The sequence below is a fragment of the Kitasatospora sp. CB01950 genome (assembly GCF_001905465.1).
Classification (GTDB): Bacteria; Actinomycetota; Actinomycetes; order Streptomycetales; family Streptomycetaceae; genus Kitasatospora.
On the sequence record NZ_LISX01000007.1, the window covers coordinates 43534 to 61244 of the forward strand.

Annotated in this window: 16 protein-coding genes and 1 pseudogene; 4 read left to right on the forward strand and 13 right to left on the reverse strand. The window is 72.3% G+C overall.

All coding sequences use genetic code 11. From position 1 onward, the window contains the following. Positions 1 to 3: 3 nt before the first annotated feature. Complete coding sequence (locus tag AMK19_RS37330) at positions 4 to 828, reverse strand: MarR family winged helix-turn-helix transcriptional regulator (RefSeq protein ID WP_241844482.1); 825 nt, start codon at positions 826 to 828, stop codon at positions 4 to 6. 483 nt (positions 829 to 1311) lie between these two features. Here AMK19_RS37330 and fabG point away from each other — a divergent pair, with 483 nt between their 5' ends. The 3 genes and pseudogenes from fabG to AMK19_RS37335 form a co-directional block, all read left to right on the forward strand. Further along, a complete protein-coding gene (gene fabG / locus AMK19_RS18840; RefSeq protein WP_073813157.1) occupies positions 1312 to 2097 on the forward strand; it encodes a 3-oxoacyl-ACP reductase FabG in 786 nt (261 codons plus the stop codon). A 110-nt stretch (positions 2098 to 2207) separates the two neighbouring features. Continuing rightward, positions 2208 to 2399 (forward strand): hypothetical protein, encoded by a 192-nt coding sequence (locus AMK19_RS18845; RefSeq protein ID WP_073813159.1) that lies wholly within the window; start codon positions 2208 to 2210, stop codon positions 2397 to 2399. Positions 2400 to 3072: 673 nt separating this feature from the next. Then, a pseudogene (locus AMK19_RS37335) lies at positions 3073 to 3327 on the forward strand (phosphatase PAP2 family protein); the annotation flags it as partial. Between the two features lie 209 nt (positions 3328 to 3536). On the opposite strand, the gene AMK19_RS36560 reads toward AMK19_RS37335, so the two are convergent. Then, positions 3537 to 3722 carry an I78 family peptidase inhibitor gene (locus tag AMK19_RS36560; protein WP_073813160.1) on the reverse strand — a complete coding sequence of 62 codons (186 nt, stop codon included), beginning with the start codon at positions 3720 to 3722 and terminating at the stop codon, positions 3537 to 3539. Between the two features lie 61 nt (positions 3723 to 3783). Between AMK19_RS36560 and AMK19_RS18860 the strand changes: the two genes are divergently transcribed. Continuing rightward, complete coding sequence (locus tag AMK19_RS18860) at positions 3784 to 4059, forward strand: DUF6343 family protein (RefSeq protein WP_073813162.1); 276 nt, start codon at positions 3784 to 3786, stop codon at positions 4057 to 4059. Between the two features lie 8 nt (positions 4060 to 4067). On the opposite strand, the gene AMK19_RS18865 is transcribed toward AMK19_RS18860, so the two are convergent. The 11 genes from AMK19_RS18865 to AMK19_RS18915 all read right to left on the reverse strand — a co-directional run bounded on the left by AMK19_RS18865 (position 4068) and on the right by AMK19_RS18915 (position 17642). Then, a complete protein-coding gene (locus tag AMK19_RS18865; protein WP_198953368.1) occupies positions 4068 to 5459 on the reverse strand; it encodes an aspartate aminotransferase family protein in 1392 nt (463 codons plus the stop codon). Then, a complete protein-coding gene (dxs, locus tag AMK19_RS18870) occupies positions 5456 to 7405 on the reverse strand; it encodes a 1-deoxy-D-xylulose-5-phosphate synthase (protein WP_073813165.1) in 1950 nt (649 codons plus the stop codon). Before dxs ends, AMK19_RS18865 begins: the two co-directional genes overlap by 4 nt. 126 nt (positions 7406 to 7531) lie before the next feature. Next, on the reverse strand, positions 7532 to 8557 hold the full coding sequence (hpnH, locus tag AMK19_RS18875; RefSeq protein WP_073813167.1) for an adenosyl-hopene transferase HpnH: 1026 nt from the start codon (positions 8555 to 8557) through the stop codon (positions 7532 to 7534). Positions 8558 to 8560: 3 nt separating this feature from the next. Further along, positions 8561 to 9241, reverse strand: coding sequence for a phosphorylase family protein (locus AMK19_RS18880; protein WP_073813170.1), 681 nt, complete (start codon positions 9239 to 9241; stop codon positions 8561 to 8563). Then, on the reverse strand, positions 9238 to 11196 hold the full coding sequence (shc, locus tag AMK19_RS18885; RefSeq protein WP_073813173.1) for a squalene--hopene cyclase: 1959 nt from the start codon (positions 11194 to 11196) through the stop codon (positions 9238 to 9240). Before shc ends, AMK19_RS18880 begins: the two co-directional genes overlap by 4 nt. Positions 11197 to 11203: 7 nt before the next feature. Further along, positions 11204 to 12367, reverse strand: a complete 1164-nt coding sequence (locus AMK19_RS18890; RefSeq protein ID WP_443135023.1) for a polyprenyl synthetase family protein — start codon at positions 12365 to 12367, stop codon at positions 11204 to 11206. Beyond that, positions 12364 to 13761 carry a hydroxysqualene dehydroxylase HpnE gene (hpnE, locus tag AMK19_RS18895; RefSeq protein WP_073813176.1) on the reverse strand — a complete coding sequence of 466 codons (1398 nt, stop codon included), beginning with the start codon at positions 13759 to 13761 and terminating at the stop codon, positions 12364 to 12366. The genes AMK19_RS18890 and hpnE overlap by 4 nt, the downstream gene beginning before the upstream one ends. A 94-nt stretch (positions 13762 to 13855) precedes the next feature. Continuing rightward, positions 13856 to 14713 (reverse strand): presqualene diphosphate synthase HpnD, encoded by an 858-nt coding sequence (gene hpnD / locus AMK19_RS18900; RefSeq protein ID WP_073813179.1) that lies wholly within the window; start codon positions 14711 to 14713, stop codon positions 13856 to 13858. Between the two features lie 41 nt (positions 14714 to 14754). Next, positions 14755 to 15675, reverse strand: a complete 921-nt coding sequence (gene hpnC, locus AMK19_RS18905; RefSeq protein WP_443135024.1) for a squalene synthase HpnC — start codon at positions 15673 to 15675, stop codon at positions 14755 to 14757. 190 nt (positions 15676 to 15865) lie between these two features. Then, positions 15866 to 16678, reverse strand: a complete 813-nt coding sequence (locus AMK19_RS18910) for an ABC transporter ATP-binding protein (protein WP_073813185.1) — start codon at positions 16676 to 16678, stop codon at positions 15866 to 15868. Next, positions 16671 to 17642, reverse strand: coding sequence for an ABC transporter permease (locus AMK19_RS18915; RefSeq protein WP_083647047.1), 972 nt, complete (start codon positions 17640 to 17642; stop codon positions 16671 to 16673). Before AMK19_RS18915 ends, AMK19_RS18910 begins: the two co-directional genes overlap by 8 nt. Positions 17643 to 17711 lie beyond the last annotated feature (69 nt).

The following is a 17711-nucleotide window of genomic DNA, read 5'->3' on the forward strand; positions in this document are numbered from 1 at the left end:
TCGTTACAGCCGGGCCGCCTTCGCGAGCAAGGCCAGCGCCGGCGCGTGCTCGTGCGGCTCCAGCGAAGCGAGCAGCGCCTCCTGGACCTCGCGGACCCCGGCGGTGGAGCGGTGCAGCAGCTCCTGGCCGGTCGGGGAGAGCGAGAGCAGGTTGCGGCGCCCGTCCGAGGGGTCGCGACGACGCAGCACCAGGCCGCGCCGCACCAGCCGACTGACCATTTCGGCCATCGTCGCCTTGTCGAGCGAGGCAAGCTCGCCCACGGTGCGCTGGTCGGCGCCCGGTTCGGTCTCCAGCGCGTCCAGCACCGCGTACTGCGGAGCCGTCAGCTCGGTGCCGACCTTCTCCGACCAGAGCTTGGTGTGCACCTGCTGGGCGACCCGAATCAGGTAGCCGATGGCCCGCTGGGCGTCCAGCGTGGGCCTGGCGTCGGCTATCACGGCAACGGCGGCCGGCTCCAGCCGGGCGATCCGTGCCATGGTGCGGACGAGTTCCAACTGCTCGTCAGGACTGAGCGGTTCGAACAGGGTCCGCTGGACCCGGACCACTCCGCCGGTCGCCTCGCGCACCGCCTGGGCGCCGCTCTGCGAGAGCGCCAGCAGCTTGCGACGACCGTCGGCGGGGTCGCGGCGACGGAGCACCAGGCCCCGCCGGACCAGCCGGGCGACCATTTCTGCCATCGTCGCCTTGTCGAGCGAGGCCCGTTCGCCGACCGTGCGCTGGTCGGCTCCGGGCTCTAGTGCCAGTACCAGCAGCACCGCGAACTGCGGGGCTGTCAGCTCGGTACCGACGTATTCGGACCACAAGCGGGTGTGAACCTGCTGGGCCACGCGGATGAGGTGACCGGGCGACTGCTGCAGTCGACCGGGCACACGGGTTGTCGGGATCTCCCCCAGCACCATGAAATCCGTCCCGGTGTCACGCTCGGGGGTGTGTGGGACACCCGAGCGGGGCAGTAACGGCGAGTGAGCATCCCGCTGTGAGTAAGGACGCGCCGGCCGTGCAGCCGGTGGCTGCTGGCGCACACTATACAAACGGTCGGCCTGGACCGGCAGGTAGGGGCGCAGAGTAGTCGCAGGTTCGGCAAAGTTGGCATATTTCCCCCGTATGTCGGGACGGCGACCGACCTGGTTCACCCGCTCGGCCGCCGCACGCCCTCACCCTCTGTCACCTGCGGCGCTGCCTCTGGCCGGAATTTCTACTCGCCGGTAGGGTTGCCGCGCTGCGCGCTGCGCACCTCATTCAATTCTCATCCGCGGGTCGCCGGCCCGGGCCGGTTCCGTCGTCCGATTTCGAGAGAGACGAGTACGAAGATGACCGAGCAGAGCACGTCCGCGATCACCGACGCTCCGGTGCGGGTGGCCGTGGTGACGGGCGCGGCCCGCGGCATCGGCGCCGCCACCGCGCTGCGGCTGGCCGCCGACGGCTACGCGGTCGCGGTGGTCGACCTGGAGGAGTCGAACGCCAAGGGCACTGCCGAGGCGATCGTCGCCGCGGGCGGCCGGGCGCTGGCCGTCGGCGCCGACGTCTCGAACGCCGAGCAGGTGCAGGCCGCGGTCGACCGGATCGCCGCCGAGCTCGGCGCCCCCGTGGTGCTGGTGAACAACGCGGGCGTGCTCCGCGACAACCTGCTGTTCAAGATGTCCGAGTCCGACTGGGACACCGTGATGAACGTCCACCTCAAGGGCGCCTTCCTGATGACCCGCGCGGTGCAGAAGCACATGGTGGACGCCGGCTTCGGACGCGTCGTCAACCTGTCCTCCTCCTCCGCGCAGGGCAACCGCGGCCAGGCCAACTACTCGGCGGCCAAGGCCGGCCTGCAGGGCTTCACCAAGACCCTGGCCATCGAGCTCGGCAAGTTCGGCATCACCGCCAACGCCGTCGCCCCCGGCTTCATCGCCACCGACATGACGGCGGCCACCGCCGCCCGGGTCGGCATGGAGTTCGAGGCGTTCAAGCAGGCCGCCGCGTCGGCGATCCCGGTCCAGCGGGTCGGCACGCCGGACGACATCGCCCACACCATCTCCTTCCTCGCCTCCGAGGGCGCCGGTTTCGTCTCCGGCCAGGTCATCTACGTCGCGGGCGGCCCGCTCGACTAGTCGGCCCGCTGCGGGTTCGTGGTGCGCCGCCCACGGCGCGGGTCCAGACTCGACGTGCAGACCTCCCGCCGCCGCCCCCCGGCGGCGGGGCGCACCCATGGAGGATCTTGATGACGGATTCCACGGACAGCGACTCCGCGCCGACTCCGGACAAGCTGCTGCACACCGGGGCGGAGCACCCGGTCGACCCCGAGGACCTGGTGATGGCCTCGGGGCGCGACGTCACGAAGGAGCGGCTCGCGAAGGCGAAGAAGGACATGGAGGAGCACGGCGCGGCAGCCGTCGAGAAGGTGTTGCCCTGAGCCGCGCCACCCCGCCCGACCTGGCGGTCGATTTCCCAAAGTGACGTACGTCACGGAAATCGGCCGCCTCTTTCGTTCCCGCACTACCCGCCCGTCAATTGGAGAAACCCGAGGATAACGGCACTCGGAGGCGTCCCCGAGGGTGATTTCGCACACTCCCCTCCGCTTTCCCGCCCCACCCCTCGACCCTTGAACTGCCCGTATGGGGAAAGTGCGGACAACCGATCACCGGCGGGTGACGGATCGACCGAATAGCCCGGACCCGTCCGAGTCAGCCGGTAATGTCGAACGCGTGCCAGCGAAGCCCGAATGCCCCGTACCGCGGATATCGACCGCACCGCGTACGGTTCCGGTCCAGTCCGAGCGCGATTCCGTCACTACGGCGACCAAATCCGCACTCCCGCCGATCAGCCGGCGGCACGCCCTGCTCTTCGGCATCACCGCCGTGCTGTACCTGGCGGTGGTGCTGGCCATCATGGGCGATTCGCCGCTGGTCGACCTGGACTGGGCGCTGCAGCAGCTGCGCCCGTACAAGGTGTGGCCGGAGGCCCTGCCCTACCTGGACATCTGGGTGGTCGCCGGCCAACGCGGCCCGACCGCCATTGCCGCCTGCCTCTGGTTGGGGTGGCGCTGCTACCGCACGCACTCGTCACGACCACTGCTCGTCATGGGCATGGCACTGCTGCTGCTGAACGTCACCGTCGGGGCGGTGAAGATCCTCACCGGCCGGCTCGGCCCGCACTACGCGCACTACGTGGGCTCGCCCGAGCTGTTCTCCGGCGGCAACATCTTCCCGTCCGGGCACACCGCCAACGCCGTCGTCACCTGGGGCGTGCTGGCCTATCTGGCGGTGCGCTGGCGGCGGACGGGCACGGTGCTGGCCGCGCTCACCGCGGCCTCGATCGGCCTGACCACCGTCTACCTCGGCACCCACTGGATCTCCGACGTGTTCGCCGGCTGGACGGCGGGCGCGCTGGTACTGCTGTCGCTGCCGCTGGCCGAACCGGCCATCGCCGCACTGGACGAGCGGATCCTGGCGATCTGGCACCGCGAGGGCCGCTTCGCCCGCCCCGCCCCCGTGCCCCGGCCGAAGCCGGCGACCGCGCACTGGGCCGGCCGCCCGCTGCCGGTGCGCCCTCAGCCCGCCCAGGCCCGTTCCACCACGCCGCCGCGCACCGTCAGGTTGAGCCGCTCGGACCGGTACTCCATGGTGAGCAGCGCCTCCGGCTCCAGCACCCGCACCGTCCGCCAGCCGCGCTCCGCGGCCAGCGCCCGGGCCGGCTCCACCGGCAGCCCCAGGTAGTCGTCCAACCGGTCGTCCATCACTCCGCCTCCCCGTCCCCGACAGTCCTACGCTGGAAGGGTACGAGGGAGGCGGTGGCGTATGCGGCGGGCGAAGACTCCGAAGGTCTGGCGGAGCGGGACGGAACCCGCCACCGCACGCAGCGATCTGAAGCTGCGCTTCCTGCTGTCGATGATCTTCCTGCCGTTCTTCGCGCTGTGCACGGCCGGTTTCGCGGTCTGGGCGGCCTACGCGTCGCCGCACGGCGCACCGAGCAGCGGCACGCTGACCGTGTTCGCGGTGGCCTGCGGGGTGCTGACGCTGGTGGCGGCGGCGGACCTGTGGGTCGTGGTGCGCCGCCGCCGCACCGAGCTCTAGGACAGGCCCTAACGCGAGCCCACGGCTTGCTTGACCAGCGTCCGGCCGAAGTCCCACATCAGGCCGCTGCCGCGGTGCGCGTCGTCCATCACCTCGGTGAAGGCGTCCATGAAGCGGTCGACCTCCTTCTCGGTGATGATCAGCGGCGGGATCAGCTTGATCACTTCCAGGTGGTCGCCGGAGACCTGGGTGAGGATCCGGTGCCGCTGCAGCAGCGGGACGACCACCATCTGCGCGAACAGCCCCTTGCGGGCGGCCTGCAGCGCCGTCCAGCCGGTGCGGAGCTTGAGCGACTTGGGGCGGCCGAACTCGATGCCGATCATCAGGCCGCGTCCGCGCACCTCGGCGAGCAGCTCGTAGCGTTCGACCAGCGCGGACAGCCGGGCCTTGAACAGTTCGCCGACCCGGGCGGCGTTCTCCACCACCTTCTCCTGCCGCATCACGTGCAGGGTGGCCAGGCCGGCGGCCATCGCCTGCGCGTTGGAACCGAAGCTGGCGGAGTGCACCAGCACCCGGTCCATCGAGGAGTACACCTTCTCGAAGATCCACGACGTGCCGAGGGTGGCCCCGATCGGCACGTACCCGCCGGACAGCGCCTTGGCCGCGCACACCAGGTCGGGGTGGACGCCCTCCTCGGCCTGGTGGGCGAAGAAGGTGCCGGTGCGGCCGACGCCGGTCTGCACCTCGTCGCAGATCAGCAGCGCCTTGTGCGCGTGCAGCAGTTCCTGGGCGGCGGCCAGCCAGCCGGGCGGCGGGGCGAGCACGCCCTTGCCCTGGATCGGCTCGACGATCAGCGCGGCGACGTCCCCCTTCTTCAGTTCCCGCTTCAGCGCCGCCAGGTCGCCGAGCGGGATCGCGGTGTCCGGCAGCAGCGGGTCGAAGCCCTTGCGGAAGCCGTTCTCGCCGTTGACGGAGAGCGAGCCGGTGGTGAGGCCGTGGAAGGCGTGGTCGCAGTACAGGACGCGGCGCCGGCCGGTGGCGTACCGGGCGAACTTGAGCGCCGTCTCGACGGCCTCGGTGCCGCTGTTGCCGAAGAACACCCGGTCCAGCCCGGGCGCGTGGGCGAGCAGCTGTTCGGCGAGCAGGCCGGGCAGCGGGGAGCAGTCGAAGCGGGTCAGGTCGGCGGTCTCCAGGTCCATCGCCTGCTGGACGGTCGCCCGGACGGCGGGGTGGTGCCGGCCGAGCGCGAAGACGCCGAACCCGGCGAGCATGTCGAGGTACTCGTTGCCCTCGGCGTCGTAGAAGTACGGGCCCTTGGCGCGTTCGTAGGTCCGGTCGAAGCCGATGGTGTGCAGCATCCGCGGCAGTTGCGGGTTGAGGTAGCGGGCGTGCAGTTCGTAGCGTTCGCCGCCCCGGGCGTCGAGCAGGGCGGCGAGGTCGAGCGGTTCGGCCTGGGTCACGCGGGTTCGCTCCAATCGGTCAGCGGCATCCTGCGCCGGTACTCCCGGGCGGCGGTGCGGGTTCCGGTGCCGGGCAGCAGGCGGCGGGCGTGGGCGGCGGTCTGGGCGGCGACGCCGGTGCCGGTGAGTCCGATCTCCTCGAGGATCTCACCGCGCGAGGCGTGTTCCAGGAACTCCTGCGGGATGCCGAGGTCGCGCAGCGGGGTGTCGACCTCGGCGTCCCGCATGGCCTGGGCGAGGGCGGCGCCGACGCCGCCGGTGCGGCCGTTGTCCTCGACGGTGACCACCATCCGGTGCGCGGCGGCCAGCTCGACCAGGGCGGGGTCGACGGGCTTGACCCAGCGCGGGTCGACGACGGTGGCGGTGATGCCGTCGGCGGCGAGCAGCGCGGCGGCGTCCAGGCAGGCGGGGGCCATCGCGCCGACGGCGACCAGCAGCACGTCGGGGGCGGGTCCGGTGCGGGCGAGCACGTCGAGGCCGGCGATCCGTTCGATCGCGGGCACCTCGGGGCCGAGCTCGCCCTTGGGGAAGCGCAGCACGGTGGGGGCGTCCTCGACGGCGACGGCCTCGCGCAGCTGTTCGCGCAGCCGGGCGGCGTCGCGCGGCGCGGCGATCCGCAGCCCGGGGACGACCTGCAGCACCGACAGGTCCCACATCCCGTTGTGCGAGGCCCCGTCGTTGCCGGTGACACCGGCCCGGTCGAGCACGAAGGTGACGCCGAGCCGGTGCAGCGCGACGTCCATCAGCACCTGGTCGAACGCCCGGTTCAGGAAGGTCGCGTACACCGCGACGACGGGGTGCAGCCCGCCGGTGGCCAGGCCCGCGGCGGAGGCGACGGCGTGCTGTTCGGCGATCCCGACGTCGAAGGTCCGCCCGGGGTGGGCCTTCGCGAACGGCCCGAGCCCGACGGGGTGCAGCATCGCGGCGGTGACGGCGACCAGGTCGGGCCGTTCGGCGCCGAGCGCGAGCATCTCCTTGCCGAACACGGACGTCCAGGACGCCCCGGCGGACGGCGAGATCGGCAGGCAGGTGTACGGGTCGATCGGGTTGACGGCGTGGAAGCGGTCGGCCTCGTCCTGCTCGGCGGGCCGGTAGCCGCGGCCCTTGACGGTGATGCAGTGCACGATGACGGGCCCACCGAAGTTGCGGGCCTGACGCAGCGCCTGTTCGACGGCGGCGATGTCGTGCCCGTCGATCGGGCCGAGGTACTTCAGGCCGAGGTCCTCGAACATGCCCTGCGGGGCGAAGGCGTCCTTGAAGCCCTTCTTGGCCCCGTGCAGCGCGTCGAACAGCGGCGGCCCGACCACGGGGGTGCGCTGCAGGGCGTCCTTGCCCCAGGCGAGGAAGCGTTCGTAGCCCTTGGTGGTGCGCAGCGTGGCGAGATGGTGGGCGAGGCCGCCGATGGTGGGCGCGTAGGAGCGTTCGTTGTCGTTGACGACGATGATCAGCGGGCGGTCCTCGGCCTCGGCGATGTTGTTGAGGGCTTCCCAGGCCATGCCGCCGGTGAGCGCGCCGTCGCCGATCACGGCGACGGTGCAGCGGTCGACGCCGAGCAGCTGGTTGGCCTTGGCGATGCCGTCGGCGTGGCCGAGAGCGGTGGAGGCGTGCGAGTTCTCGATCAGGTCGTGCGGGGATTCGGCGCGCGAGGGGTAGCCGGAGAGGCCGTCCTTGGCGCGCAGTCGGCCGAAGTCCTGTCGGCCGGTGAGCAGTTTGTGCACGTAGGCCTGGTGGCCGGTGTCCCACAGGATGCGGTCGTGCGGGGAGTCGAAGACGCGGTGCAGGGCGATGCTGAGTTCGACCACGCCGAGGTTGGGTCCGAGGTGGCCGCCGGTGCGGGTGACGTTGTCGATCAGGAAGTCGCGGATCTCGGCGGCGAGCGGGGGGAGCTGTTCGGGGTGGAGTCGGCGGAGGTCGGCGGGCCCGGCGATCCGGCTCAGCAGTGGCATGGCGTGCCCCTCACGGCTGTTCGGGTGGGTGGACGGTCGGTGTCCAGCCTGCGGCCCTGCGCCCCGGGTCGCCTGTCGGCGTGGGCCGCCCGCGCCGTTGCGGCGCGGGCGGCCGGTGACGCGTGCTCAGAGGGCCTTGGGGGCGGCGAGGGTCTCCCGGGCGGCGCGGATCGTCTCCTTGAGCGAGCCCATGGTGGCGAGCACCGCGGTGGGCTCGTACCCGCAGTGGGCCATGCAGTTGTCGCAGCGCGGGTCGCGGCCGCGGCCGTACTTGTCCCAGTCGGTCTTCTCGATGAGTTCCCGGTAGGTGGGGACGTAGCCGTCGGCCATCAGGTAGCAGGGGCGCTGCCAGCCGAACAGCGAGTAGTTGGGGATGCCCCAGGCGGTGCACTCGAAGTCGACCTTGCCTTCGAGGAAGTCCAGGAACAGCGGGCTGTGGTTGAGCCGCCAGCGGCGGCGGTTGCCGCCGGCGAAGGCCGTGCGGAAGAGCTCCCGGGTCTGTTCGACGCCGAGGAAGTGCTCCTGATCGGGGGCCTTCTCGTACGCGTAGGCCGGGGAGATCATCATCTCGTCGACCTTGAGTTCGTCGTTCAGGAAGTCCAGCACCTCGACCACGGTCTGCGGGGTGTCGGTGTTGAAGAACGTCGAGTTGGTGGTGACCCGGAAGCCCCGCCGCTTGGCCTCCTTGATCGCCTCGACGGCCTCCGCGAAGGTGCCCTCCTTGGCGACCGAGGCGTCGTGCCGCTCCTGCAGGCCGTCGATGTGCACGGCGAAGGTGAAGTACGGGGACGGGGTGAACAGGTCGAGCTTCTTGCGCATCAGCAGCGCGTTGGTGCACAGGAAGACGTACTTGCGGCGGGCGACCAGCTGCCGGACGATCTCGTCGATCTGCGGGTGCATCAGCGGTTCGCCGCCGGCGATGGAGACCATCGGGGCGCCGCACTCCAGGACCGCGCCGACCGCCTGCGCGACCGGCATCCGCTGCTTGAGCACCCCGGCCGGGTGCTGGATCTTGCCGCAGCCCTCGCACTTCAGGTTGCAGGCGAACAGCGGCTCCAGCTCCACGATCAGCGGGAACTTGTCCCGGCGCTTCAGCTTCTGCTGCATGAGGTAGGTGGATACGCGGACGGTCTGACGCAGCGGCATGGCCATGGCTTAGCTCGCCTCCTGAGGGAGCGTCGAGGGCTGTGTCGAGGACGGTGGGGTCGTCGGCGGAGGGGGTGCGGCGTTCAGCTGCCGGTGCCAGGCGGTGAGGGCGGGGACGGCGGCCCGCAGCGCCCGCCAGGCCCGGAAGCCGGCGGGCAGGGTGCCGGGGCGGACGAGTTCCCGCTCGGGGGTGTCGACCACCACCCGCAGCACGGCGGCGGGCAGGTCGGGGGCGTGCTCGGCGCGGGCGGCGAGCACCGCGGCGGCCTCCATGTCGACGGCGAGCGCGCCCTCGGCGTGCAGCCGGGCCCGTTCGGCGCCGCGCACCACGTGGTCGGCGGTGCGGTGGGTGCCCAGGTGGACGCGGAGCCCGGCCTCCTCCAGGGCGGTGGCCAGCGCGGGCGCGGTGGCCAACGGGTGGGTGCGGCCCTCGGCGTCGGTGACCCGGTCGGCGACGATCACCTCGCCGGGTCGTACCCCGGGGCCGACCGCGGCGCCGAACCCGGCGACCAGCAGCGCCCCGTAGCCGCCGGCCTCCAGCAGTACGGCGGCCCGCCGCCCGGCCGTCCGGCGGCCCATGCCGGTGCGGGCCAGCACCGGGGGCCCGCCGGCCGCGCCGGACCAGTCGCCGCCGCGCAGCGCCCAGGCCTCGGGGGCGAGCGCGCAGAGCACCAGCAGCGGGGCGGTCATCGGTGGCCGCCCCGGCCGAGCGGGGCGTCGTGCAGGTAGCGGCCGAGGGCGGTGACCGGGAAGACCAGCCGGTACAGGTGGTAGTTGATGGAGAAGTCCCAGGGGAACCCGGTGCCGGTGAACTGCGGTTCGTCCCACGTCCCGTCGGGGCGCTGGGTGCGGGTCAGCCAGGCGACGCCGCGTTCGACGGCCTCGGAGTCGCGTTCGCCGGCGGCGAGCAGCGCCATCAGCGCCCAGGCGGTCTGCGAGGCGGTGGAGTCGCCGCGGCCGGCCCAGGTGGCCGGGTCCTCGTAGGAGCGCATGTCCTCGCCCCAGCCGCCGTCGGTGTTCTGCCGGCCGGTCAGCCAGCGGACGGCGCGTCGGATCGAGGGGTGGCCGGGGGTGAGTCCGGCGGCGATCAGGGCGGGCAGCACGGAGCCGGTGCCGTAGATGTAGTTGGTGCCCCAGCGGCCGAACCAGGAGCCGTCGGCCTCCTGGTGGCTCAGCAGCCAGGCGACGCCGCGCCGGGTGCGCGGGTCCCGGGTGCGGCCGGTCTCGGCGAGCATCTCCACCATGTGCGCGGTGACGTCGGCGGACGGCGGGTCGATGACTTCGCCGAAGTCGCAGAACGGCAGCTTGTTGGGCAGCCGGCTGGTGTTGTCGGCGTCGAACGCGGCCCAGGCGCCGTCCTTGGACTGCATGCCGAGGCTCCAGTCGACGGCGCGTTCGACGGCGCCGGCCATCCGGGGCCGGTCGGGGTGGTCGATGCGGCGCAGCGCGAGCACCACTTCGGCGGTGTCGTCGACGTCGGGGTAGGTGTCGTTCTGGAATTCGAACGCCCAGCCGCCGGGGGCCAGCCGGGGGCGTTTGACGGCCCAGTCGCCGCGGGTGGTGACCTCCTCGCCGAGCATCCACTCGCCGGCCCGGACCAGGGCGGGGTGGTCGCCGGGCAGGCCGGCGTCGCGCAGCGCGATGGCGGCCAGGCAGGTGTCCCAGACCGGGGACTGGCAGGCCTCCATCCAGCGCTCGCCGTCCTCGGTGTGCACGGTGAAGGAGTCGAAGGCGGCGAGGCCGGCCTTCATCACGGGGTGGTCGAGGCCGTAGCCGAGCAGCCGCAGCGCGATCAGCGAGTACACGGCGGGCGGCTGGATGCCGCCCCAGCAGCCGTCGGCCTCCTGCCGTTCGACGATCCAGGCGGCGGCCTGCCGCAGCGCCAGCCGGCGCACCGGTTTGACGGCGTGCCGGTGGTAGTGGTGCATCAGCCGGTCGAGGCGCTGGAAGAGGCCGTCCCAGGTGTGCGCGGCGGCGAGCGGCCGCCTCGGGTACGGGTTCGCCGGGTCGGTGTGCAGTTCGTCGAGGTCGAACGGGGCGGGGCGCACGGGGCGGTGGGCGGAGACCACGGTCAGCGGGACGATGGTCTGGCGGGCCCACTGGCCGAAGGAGTAGATGTTCAGCGGGGCCCAGCTGGGCAGGAACAGCACTTCGGGGGGCAGTTCGGGGAGCTTCTCCCAGGGCCACCAGCCGAACAGGGCGAGCCAGATCCGGGTGAAGACCCGGGTGGCGGCGATGCCGCCGTGTTCGCGGACGAAGGCGGCGGCGGCCCGCATGTGCGCGGCGTCGGGGTCGTCCCCGGCGAGCCGGAGGGCGACGTACGCCTCGACGGTGGTGGACAGTTCGGGCGGGCCGCCGTGGAAGGTGGCCCAGGTGCCGTCCTCCCGCTGCCGGGAGCGGATCCAGGCCGCGGTGGCCCGGGTCTGCTCCTCGGTGCGGATGCCGAGGAACTGGCGGAGCAGCAGGTCTTCGGCGTCCATGGTGACGTTGGTCTCCAGGTCGCCCTTCCACCAGCCGTCGGCGTGCTGGAGTGACAGCAGGTGTGCGGTGGCCCGGCTGAGCGCCGCCGCGGGTGAGGAATCGTCAGATCGTGTTACTGCAACTGAGGTTTGGGGTCCGAGCCTTCCACCCGCGGTTGCTGTCACTCTTACGTCACCTCTCTCTGACCACCACGAATTCGGCGAGTGCGACGAAGTGCTCGCGCACCTCGTCGGCCATGGGCACCTCGCCGAGCGCGGCGAGGGCGGTGTCGTACTGGCGGCGGGCCTCTTCCTGCGTCCAGGCCCGGCCGCCGGCCTGCTCGATCAGCGCGGCGCGGGCGGCGAGCTGCTGCTCGCTCTCCTCGCCGCGGCCGGTCGGGTCGGCCAGCTGTGCGGCCAGCTCGCGGGAGGCGGCGCCACCCTCGGCCAGCGCGGCGCACACCGGCAGCGACTTCTTGCGCGACTGGAGGTCGCTCCAGTGCGGCTTGCCCGTCACTTCGGTGGCGCCCCAGATGCCCAGCAGGTCGTCCACCGCCTGGAATGCCAGGCCCAGGTGGTGGCCGTACCGCTGGAGCGCGTCGGAGATCTTGTCGTCGGCGCCGGCCAGCACCGCGCCGATCGCCGCGGAGGCCGCCAGCAGGGCGCCGGTCTTGCCGCCCTCCATGGTCAGACACTCCTCGACCGTCACCACGTCCCGTTGTTCGAACGAGACGTCCAGCGCCTGACCGTCGATCAGCCGCCGGGTCGCGGTGGTGATCAGCCGGACGGCGCGGGCGGCGTCGGTCGGAGTGGCCCCGCCGGTCACCGCGGCGTCCAGCAGGACCTCGGTGCCGAGGGTGGCCAGCGCATCGCCGACCAGTACGGCCTGCGCCGGGCCGAACACCGTCCAGGCGGTGGCCCGGTGCCGACGTGTCTCGTCACCGTCCATCAGGTCATCATGGAGGAGGGAGAAATTGTGGACCAGTTCGACCGACACGCCGCCGGGTACGCCCACCTGCGCGTCCGCGCCCACCGCCTCGGCCGACAGCAGCGCCAGCGCCGGGCGCACGGCCTTGCCGCCGTCGCCCGCGGCGGGCCGGCCGTCGCGGTCGATCCAGCCGAAGTGGTACGCGGCGACGGTGTCCATCGGTGCGGCCAGACGGGCGACGGCCTCGCGCATCGGCGGCGTGCAGAGCGTGCGTCCGCGCGCCAGCAGGTCCAGGACCGTCGGGGTGTCCCTGACCGTCGAGCCGGTGCGTGCCTCCACGTGCGTTCCCTCTCGGTACGTCTGACCGGCCGCGAACGGCGGCCGGCCGGGTGCGATGTCGGTGGTCGGGGCCTGCCGGGTCTCCGTCATCGGGGCCACCGCCCGTCGGCCCGGTCGACGGGGAGCCGGCCGGTGCCGGCCAGCGCGGCGTCGGCCGCGGCGTGGCCGCTGCGGACTGCGCCCTCCATCGTCGCGGGCCAGCCGGTGGCCGTCCAGGACCCGGCGAGCAGGATGCCCGGGACGTCGGTGCGCGCGCCGGGGCGCAGTGCGGCGGTGCCGGGCGCCGGGTCGAAGGTGGCGGTGCGCTCGCGGGTGACGAAGAAGTCCAGCACCTTCGCGTCGCGGGCGGCGGGCAGCAGCCGGGCGAGCTCCGGCAGGTAGCGGTCCCGCAGTTCGGCGACCGGCAGGTCGATCTCGTCCTCGACGGCGGACTGCGACACGGCCAGGTACTGGGCGCCGGGGACGTCCAGCCCGGAGTGCCGGGTGCGGTCGAAGACGAACTGCACCGGGGAGCCGATCGCGGCGAAGAACGGACGGCGGATCAGCGGCCGGTCGTAGATCACGTGCACGTTGAGGATCGGCGCGGTGCCGAAGTCGGCGAACCGCTCCTGCCCGGGGACGGCGCCGGGCGGCAGCAGCGCCGCCGCGGTGTCCTGGGCGCCGGCCAGCACCACGGTGTCGGCGGTGAGCAGTTCGCCGCCCTCCAGCCGGACGGCGTGCGGTTCGGCGGCCTTGAGTTCGGCGGCCTTGGCGCGCAGCAGCACCCGGACGCCCGCGCGTTCGAGTTCGGCGCGGGCCCGGTCGTGGTGGATCTCGCCGAGCGGGACGCGGGCGGTGCCGATGTCGGCGGCGCCCGGGTCGGACAGCAGGCCGGTCTGGAAGACCTTCGCGGCCAGTGCCGTCGAGGTGCGGTCGGCGGTGGCGTTCAGGGTGGCGACGCCCACCAGGTCCCAGACCGCCTCGACGGTGGCCGGGGTCTGGCCGTGGCGGCGCAGCCACTCGCCGAACGAGATCTCGTCGAGCGCCGGGTCGTCCAGCCGCAGGCCCTTGAGGGCGAGCGCGCCGCGCACCACCCGCAGCCGGTCGGCCGGGCTCAGGTGGCGGTAGGTGGCAAGACTGCCGGCCAGGTGCAGCGGGACGGGCAGGGCGGCGCGGCGGAGCCGGCCGAGGCTGCGGGTGCCGTCGGCGGCGAGGCCGAGCACCGGGACGTCCAGCCGGTCCTGGAGGTCGGTCAGGTCGTGCGCGCCGAGGCGGTCGATCAGGCCGCGGTAGGCGGTGCAGCAGCGCATGAACACGTGCTGGCCGTTGTCGACCGTCAGGTCGCCGCGCTTGAAGGAGAAGGCCAGGCCACCGAGCCGGGGGCGGGCCTCGACCAGGGTGGTGCGCACGTCGGCGTCGGCCAGGCGGAGGGCGGCGGTGATGCCGGCCAGGCCGCCGCCGATCACCACGGCGGTGCGCTGCCGCTGCGGCGTCGGCGTGCTCATCGGTCCTCCCCGGCAGCAGTGGACTGTGGGCACAACAACGTGCGCATGCGTCGTGATTCCCTGTTGACACAGCGTGACATAACTGGCGTGAGAATCAAGAACGCCCTCCGGCGAGCCCGGACAGTGCCACGTACGCCTTCTCCCAGCCGGGCAGCGAGACCCGGCCGCGGAGCACCGAGTGCGGGTCGGCGGCGATCCGGCCGAGCAGGCGGTGGTAGATGCCGGCCATCGCGGCGGTGGCGGCGCGGCTGCGGCGGTCGAGCATCGGCAGCAGGCGCAGGCCCTCGGTGAAGGCCTGCTGGGCGCGTTCGGCCTCGAAGGCGACCAGGCCGGTGAAGTCGGCGCCGACCGGGAGCTGCGGGAGGGCGAAGCCCTGCTGGCAGCCGAACCGGACGAGGTCCTCGGTGGGCAGGTAGGTGCGGCCGTTCAGGGCGTCCTCGCGCAGGTCGCGCAGGATGTTGGTGAGCTGCAGGGCCAGGCCCAGGGTGTCGGCGTACTCGGCGCCGCGCTCCCGGTCGTCGCAGCCGTACACGCCGAGCGAGAGGCGGCCGATCGAGCCGGCCACGCAGCGGCAGTACACCTTGAGCTCGTCGAAGGTCTGGTACTCGACGCCCTTGAGGTCCATCTCGACGCCGTCGATCAGCTCGTCGAAGCCGCCGAGCGGGATCGGGAAGCGGCGGGCGGCGTCGGCCAGCGCGACCTTGATCGGGTCGGTGTCCTCCTCGCCGACCGCGCCCGCCCGGATCTCGTCCAGCAGGGCGCGGGTGCGGGCCAGCGCCTCGGTCTTCTGTTCGGCGGGCAGGTCGCCGTCGCCGATGTCGTCGACCCGGCGGGCCAGCGCGTACAGCGCGGACATCGCCAGCCGCTTGGCCTCGGGCAGCAGCCGGATGCCGTAGCTGAAGTTGCGGGCCTGTAGGGCGGTGACCGCCTCGCAGTACCGGTAGGCCGCCATGACCGGCGCGGACGCCAGTGGTGATGCCCCCACGCGGGCACTCACCTTCCCTTCGCGAAAAGTGCCGCCGCCCGGCCGGCCAGGCGGCGCTTGTCCGGCTTCGCCCGGTGCGCGAGCACGTCGTACCCGGCCGCCGCGATGGCGTCCAGGGCGGCGTACCCGCCGGCGGTGAATCCCGCCAGCAGCAGTCGAAGCCTCCCGTGAACCGTACCTACCAGCGGCGCGCCGCGGTCGAGCAGGGTCCGGGCCCGGCTCGCCTCCCAGGCGATCAGCTGCCGGACCTCGCGCGAGGCGGCGGGAGCGGCGAGGTCCTGTTCGGTGACGCCGAAGGTGGCGAGGTCCTCCTGCGGGAGGTAGATCCGGCCGCGGTCGAGGTCCTCGGCGACGTCCTGGAGGTGTTCGACGATCTGCAGCGCGGTGCAGATCGCGTCGGACATCTCGATGCGTTCGGGGGTGGTGCGGCCGGCCAGGGCGAGCACCAGGCGGCCGACCGGGTCGGCGGAGAGCGTGCAGTAGTGCCGCAGGTCGTCCCAGGTCGGGTAGCGGGTGACGGCCTGGTCGACCCGGTTGGCCTCGATCAGGCGGCGGAACGGCTCGGGGGTGACGGCGTGCCGGTCGATCAGCGGGACGAGGCCGCGGATCAGCGGGTGCCGGGGCTCGCCGGCGGCGGTGCCGAGGACGGTGCCGCCCTGGGCGCGGTCGTCGCCGAGGACGGTGGCGAAGGCCCGGTCGAGGTCGCGCTCCAGGCCGTCCAGCAGGTCGAGCCGGAAGTCGGCGTCCTCGGGGGCGCCGGGGACGTCCAGCAGGTGGGCGACGGAGGCCGGGTCGGCGAGGTCGCCGTCGCCGGCGTCGTCGATCAGCCGGGCGAAGCCGTAGACCGCCATCAGGTCGCCCCGCCAGGCGGCGGGCAGGAAGGCGGGGGCGACCGGGAAGTTCTCCAGGTCCGCCTTGTCCAGCGTCACCGCCGCTGTCTGGTTATCGGATTTGGTTGAAGCCGACACTGCCGTCACTCCCCCGTTCTACACCGGTGCCGGGCGCCACCGCGCCTCGGACACGCTTCCGTCGCCACGCCTTCACCCGCCGCACGGCACAGGGCCGGTGCCGGGGAGGACTCCCCGCGCACCGGCCCTGCGACCGTCGGCCGCGCCCCGTTCAGGGGCGCTCGCCCTTCTCGTACCGCCGGACCACCTCGTCGGTGTGCCCGTCCATGATCAGCTCGCCGTGCTCGATCCAGATGGTGCGCTCACAGGTCTCGCGGATCGCGTTGTTGTCGTGGCTGACCAGGAAGACCGTGCCGGCCTCCTTGCGCAGCTCGTTGATCCGGGCCTTGGAGCGCTGCTGGAAGCCCTGGTCGCCGGTGGCGAGGGCCTCGTCGATCAGCAGCACGTCGTGGGTCTTCGCCGCGGCGATGGAGAACCGCAGGCGGGCGCCCATGCCGGAGGAGTAGGTGCGCATCGGCAGCGAGATGAAGTCGCCCTTCTCGTTGATGCCCGAGAAGTCGACGATGCTCTGGTAGCGCTCGCGCACCTGGGCCGGGGACATGCCCATCGCCAGGCAGCCCAGCACCACGTTGCGCTCGCCGGTCAGGTCGTTCATCAGCGCCGCGTTCACGCCCAGCAGCGAGGGCTGGCCGTTGGTGTAGATGGCGCCCCTGGCGGTCGGCAGCAGGCCGGCGATGGCCGCCAGCATGGTCGACTTGCCGGAGCCGTTGGAGCCGATCAGGCCGACGGCCTCGCCCTTGTACGCGGTGAAGCTGATGCCGCGCACCGCGTGCACCTCGCGGATCGCGGGCGACTTCTTGCGGGTGATCATCCGGCTCAGCGCCGAGGTGGCGCTGCCCTTGCCGGCACCCGCGCCGTGCACCTTGTAGATGATGTGCACGTCGTCCGCCACCACGGTGGGGACCCGGGCCTGGTTGTCCACCGCGGTGGTCTCCTTCAGGGTGTCGATCGCTGCGTCAGCCACGGCCGTACTCCTCCTCGGACTTCCAGAAGAACACGAAGCCGATGACGAAGGCGACGATCGCCCAGGTGCCGGCCATGATCCAGATGTGGTGCGGGAGGTTCAGCGCGGTGGGGAGCTGGTGGCCCGCCGCGTCGTAGCCTCCCGGGTACTTGGCCTTGTCGAAGCTGTCCGGCATGAACGCGTAGCGCATCAGGTCCATGTAGACCGTCGCCGGGTTCCAGGAGTAGACCGTCTGCCAGATCGTCGGCCAGCTCTTGATGTAGCCGGAGACGCTGTACATGACGCCGGAGACGTACATCCAGGTGCGCAGCAGGAACGGCATCAGCTGCGAGATGTCCGAGGTCTTGGCGCCGACCCGGGCCATCACCATGGCGAGGCCGGTGTTGAACAGCGACTGCAGCACCAGCGCCGGGACGATCAGCAGCCAGGTCATGGCCGGCTTGATGTCGTTCGCCAGCACGATGGCGACCAGCACCACCATCGAGATCAGCAGCTGCTGGAGCTGGATCACGGTGAAGGCGATCGGCAGCGCGGCGCGCGGGAAGTGCAGCGCCCGGATCAGGCCGAGGTTGTCCGAGATGGACCGGGTGCCGGCCTGGATCGCGCTCTGCGAGAACTGGAAGACGAAGACGCCGACGCACAGCCAGGCGATGTAGACCGGGACGCCGTCCCGGCTCTTCATGATCACACCGAAGACCAGGTAGAACACCGCGCAGTTGAGCAGCGGGGTGAGCACCTGCCAGAGCTGGCCGAGCTTCGCGGTGGTGTACTGCGCCACCAGGCGGGCGGTCGCGAACGAGCTGATGAAGGCGCGCCGGGCCCAGAGCTGGCGGATGTACTTCGGCAGACTCGGCCGCTTGCCGCTGACGGACAGCCCGTACTTGTCCGCCAGTTGCTTCGGGGTCAGACCCGCGTCGGCGCCCCTCGGTGCGGAGAGGTTGACCGGGTCACTCAGTGTCGACACATTCGTCCTTCAGGGGGTCGAAAATCCCGCGCCCGAGGGGACGGGGCGCGGAACCGGGGCGTACCACGA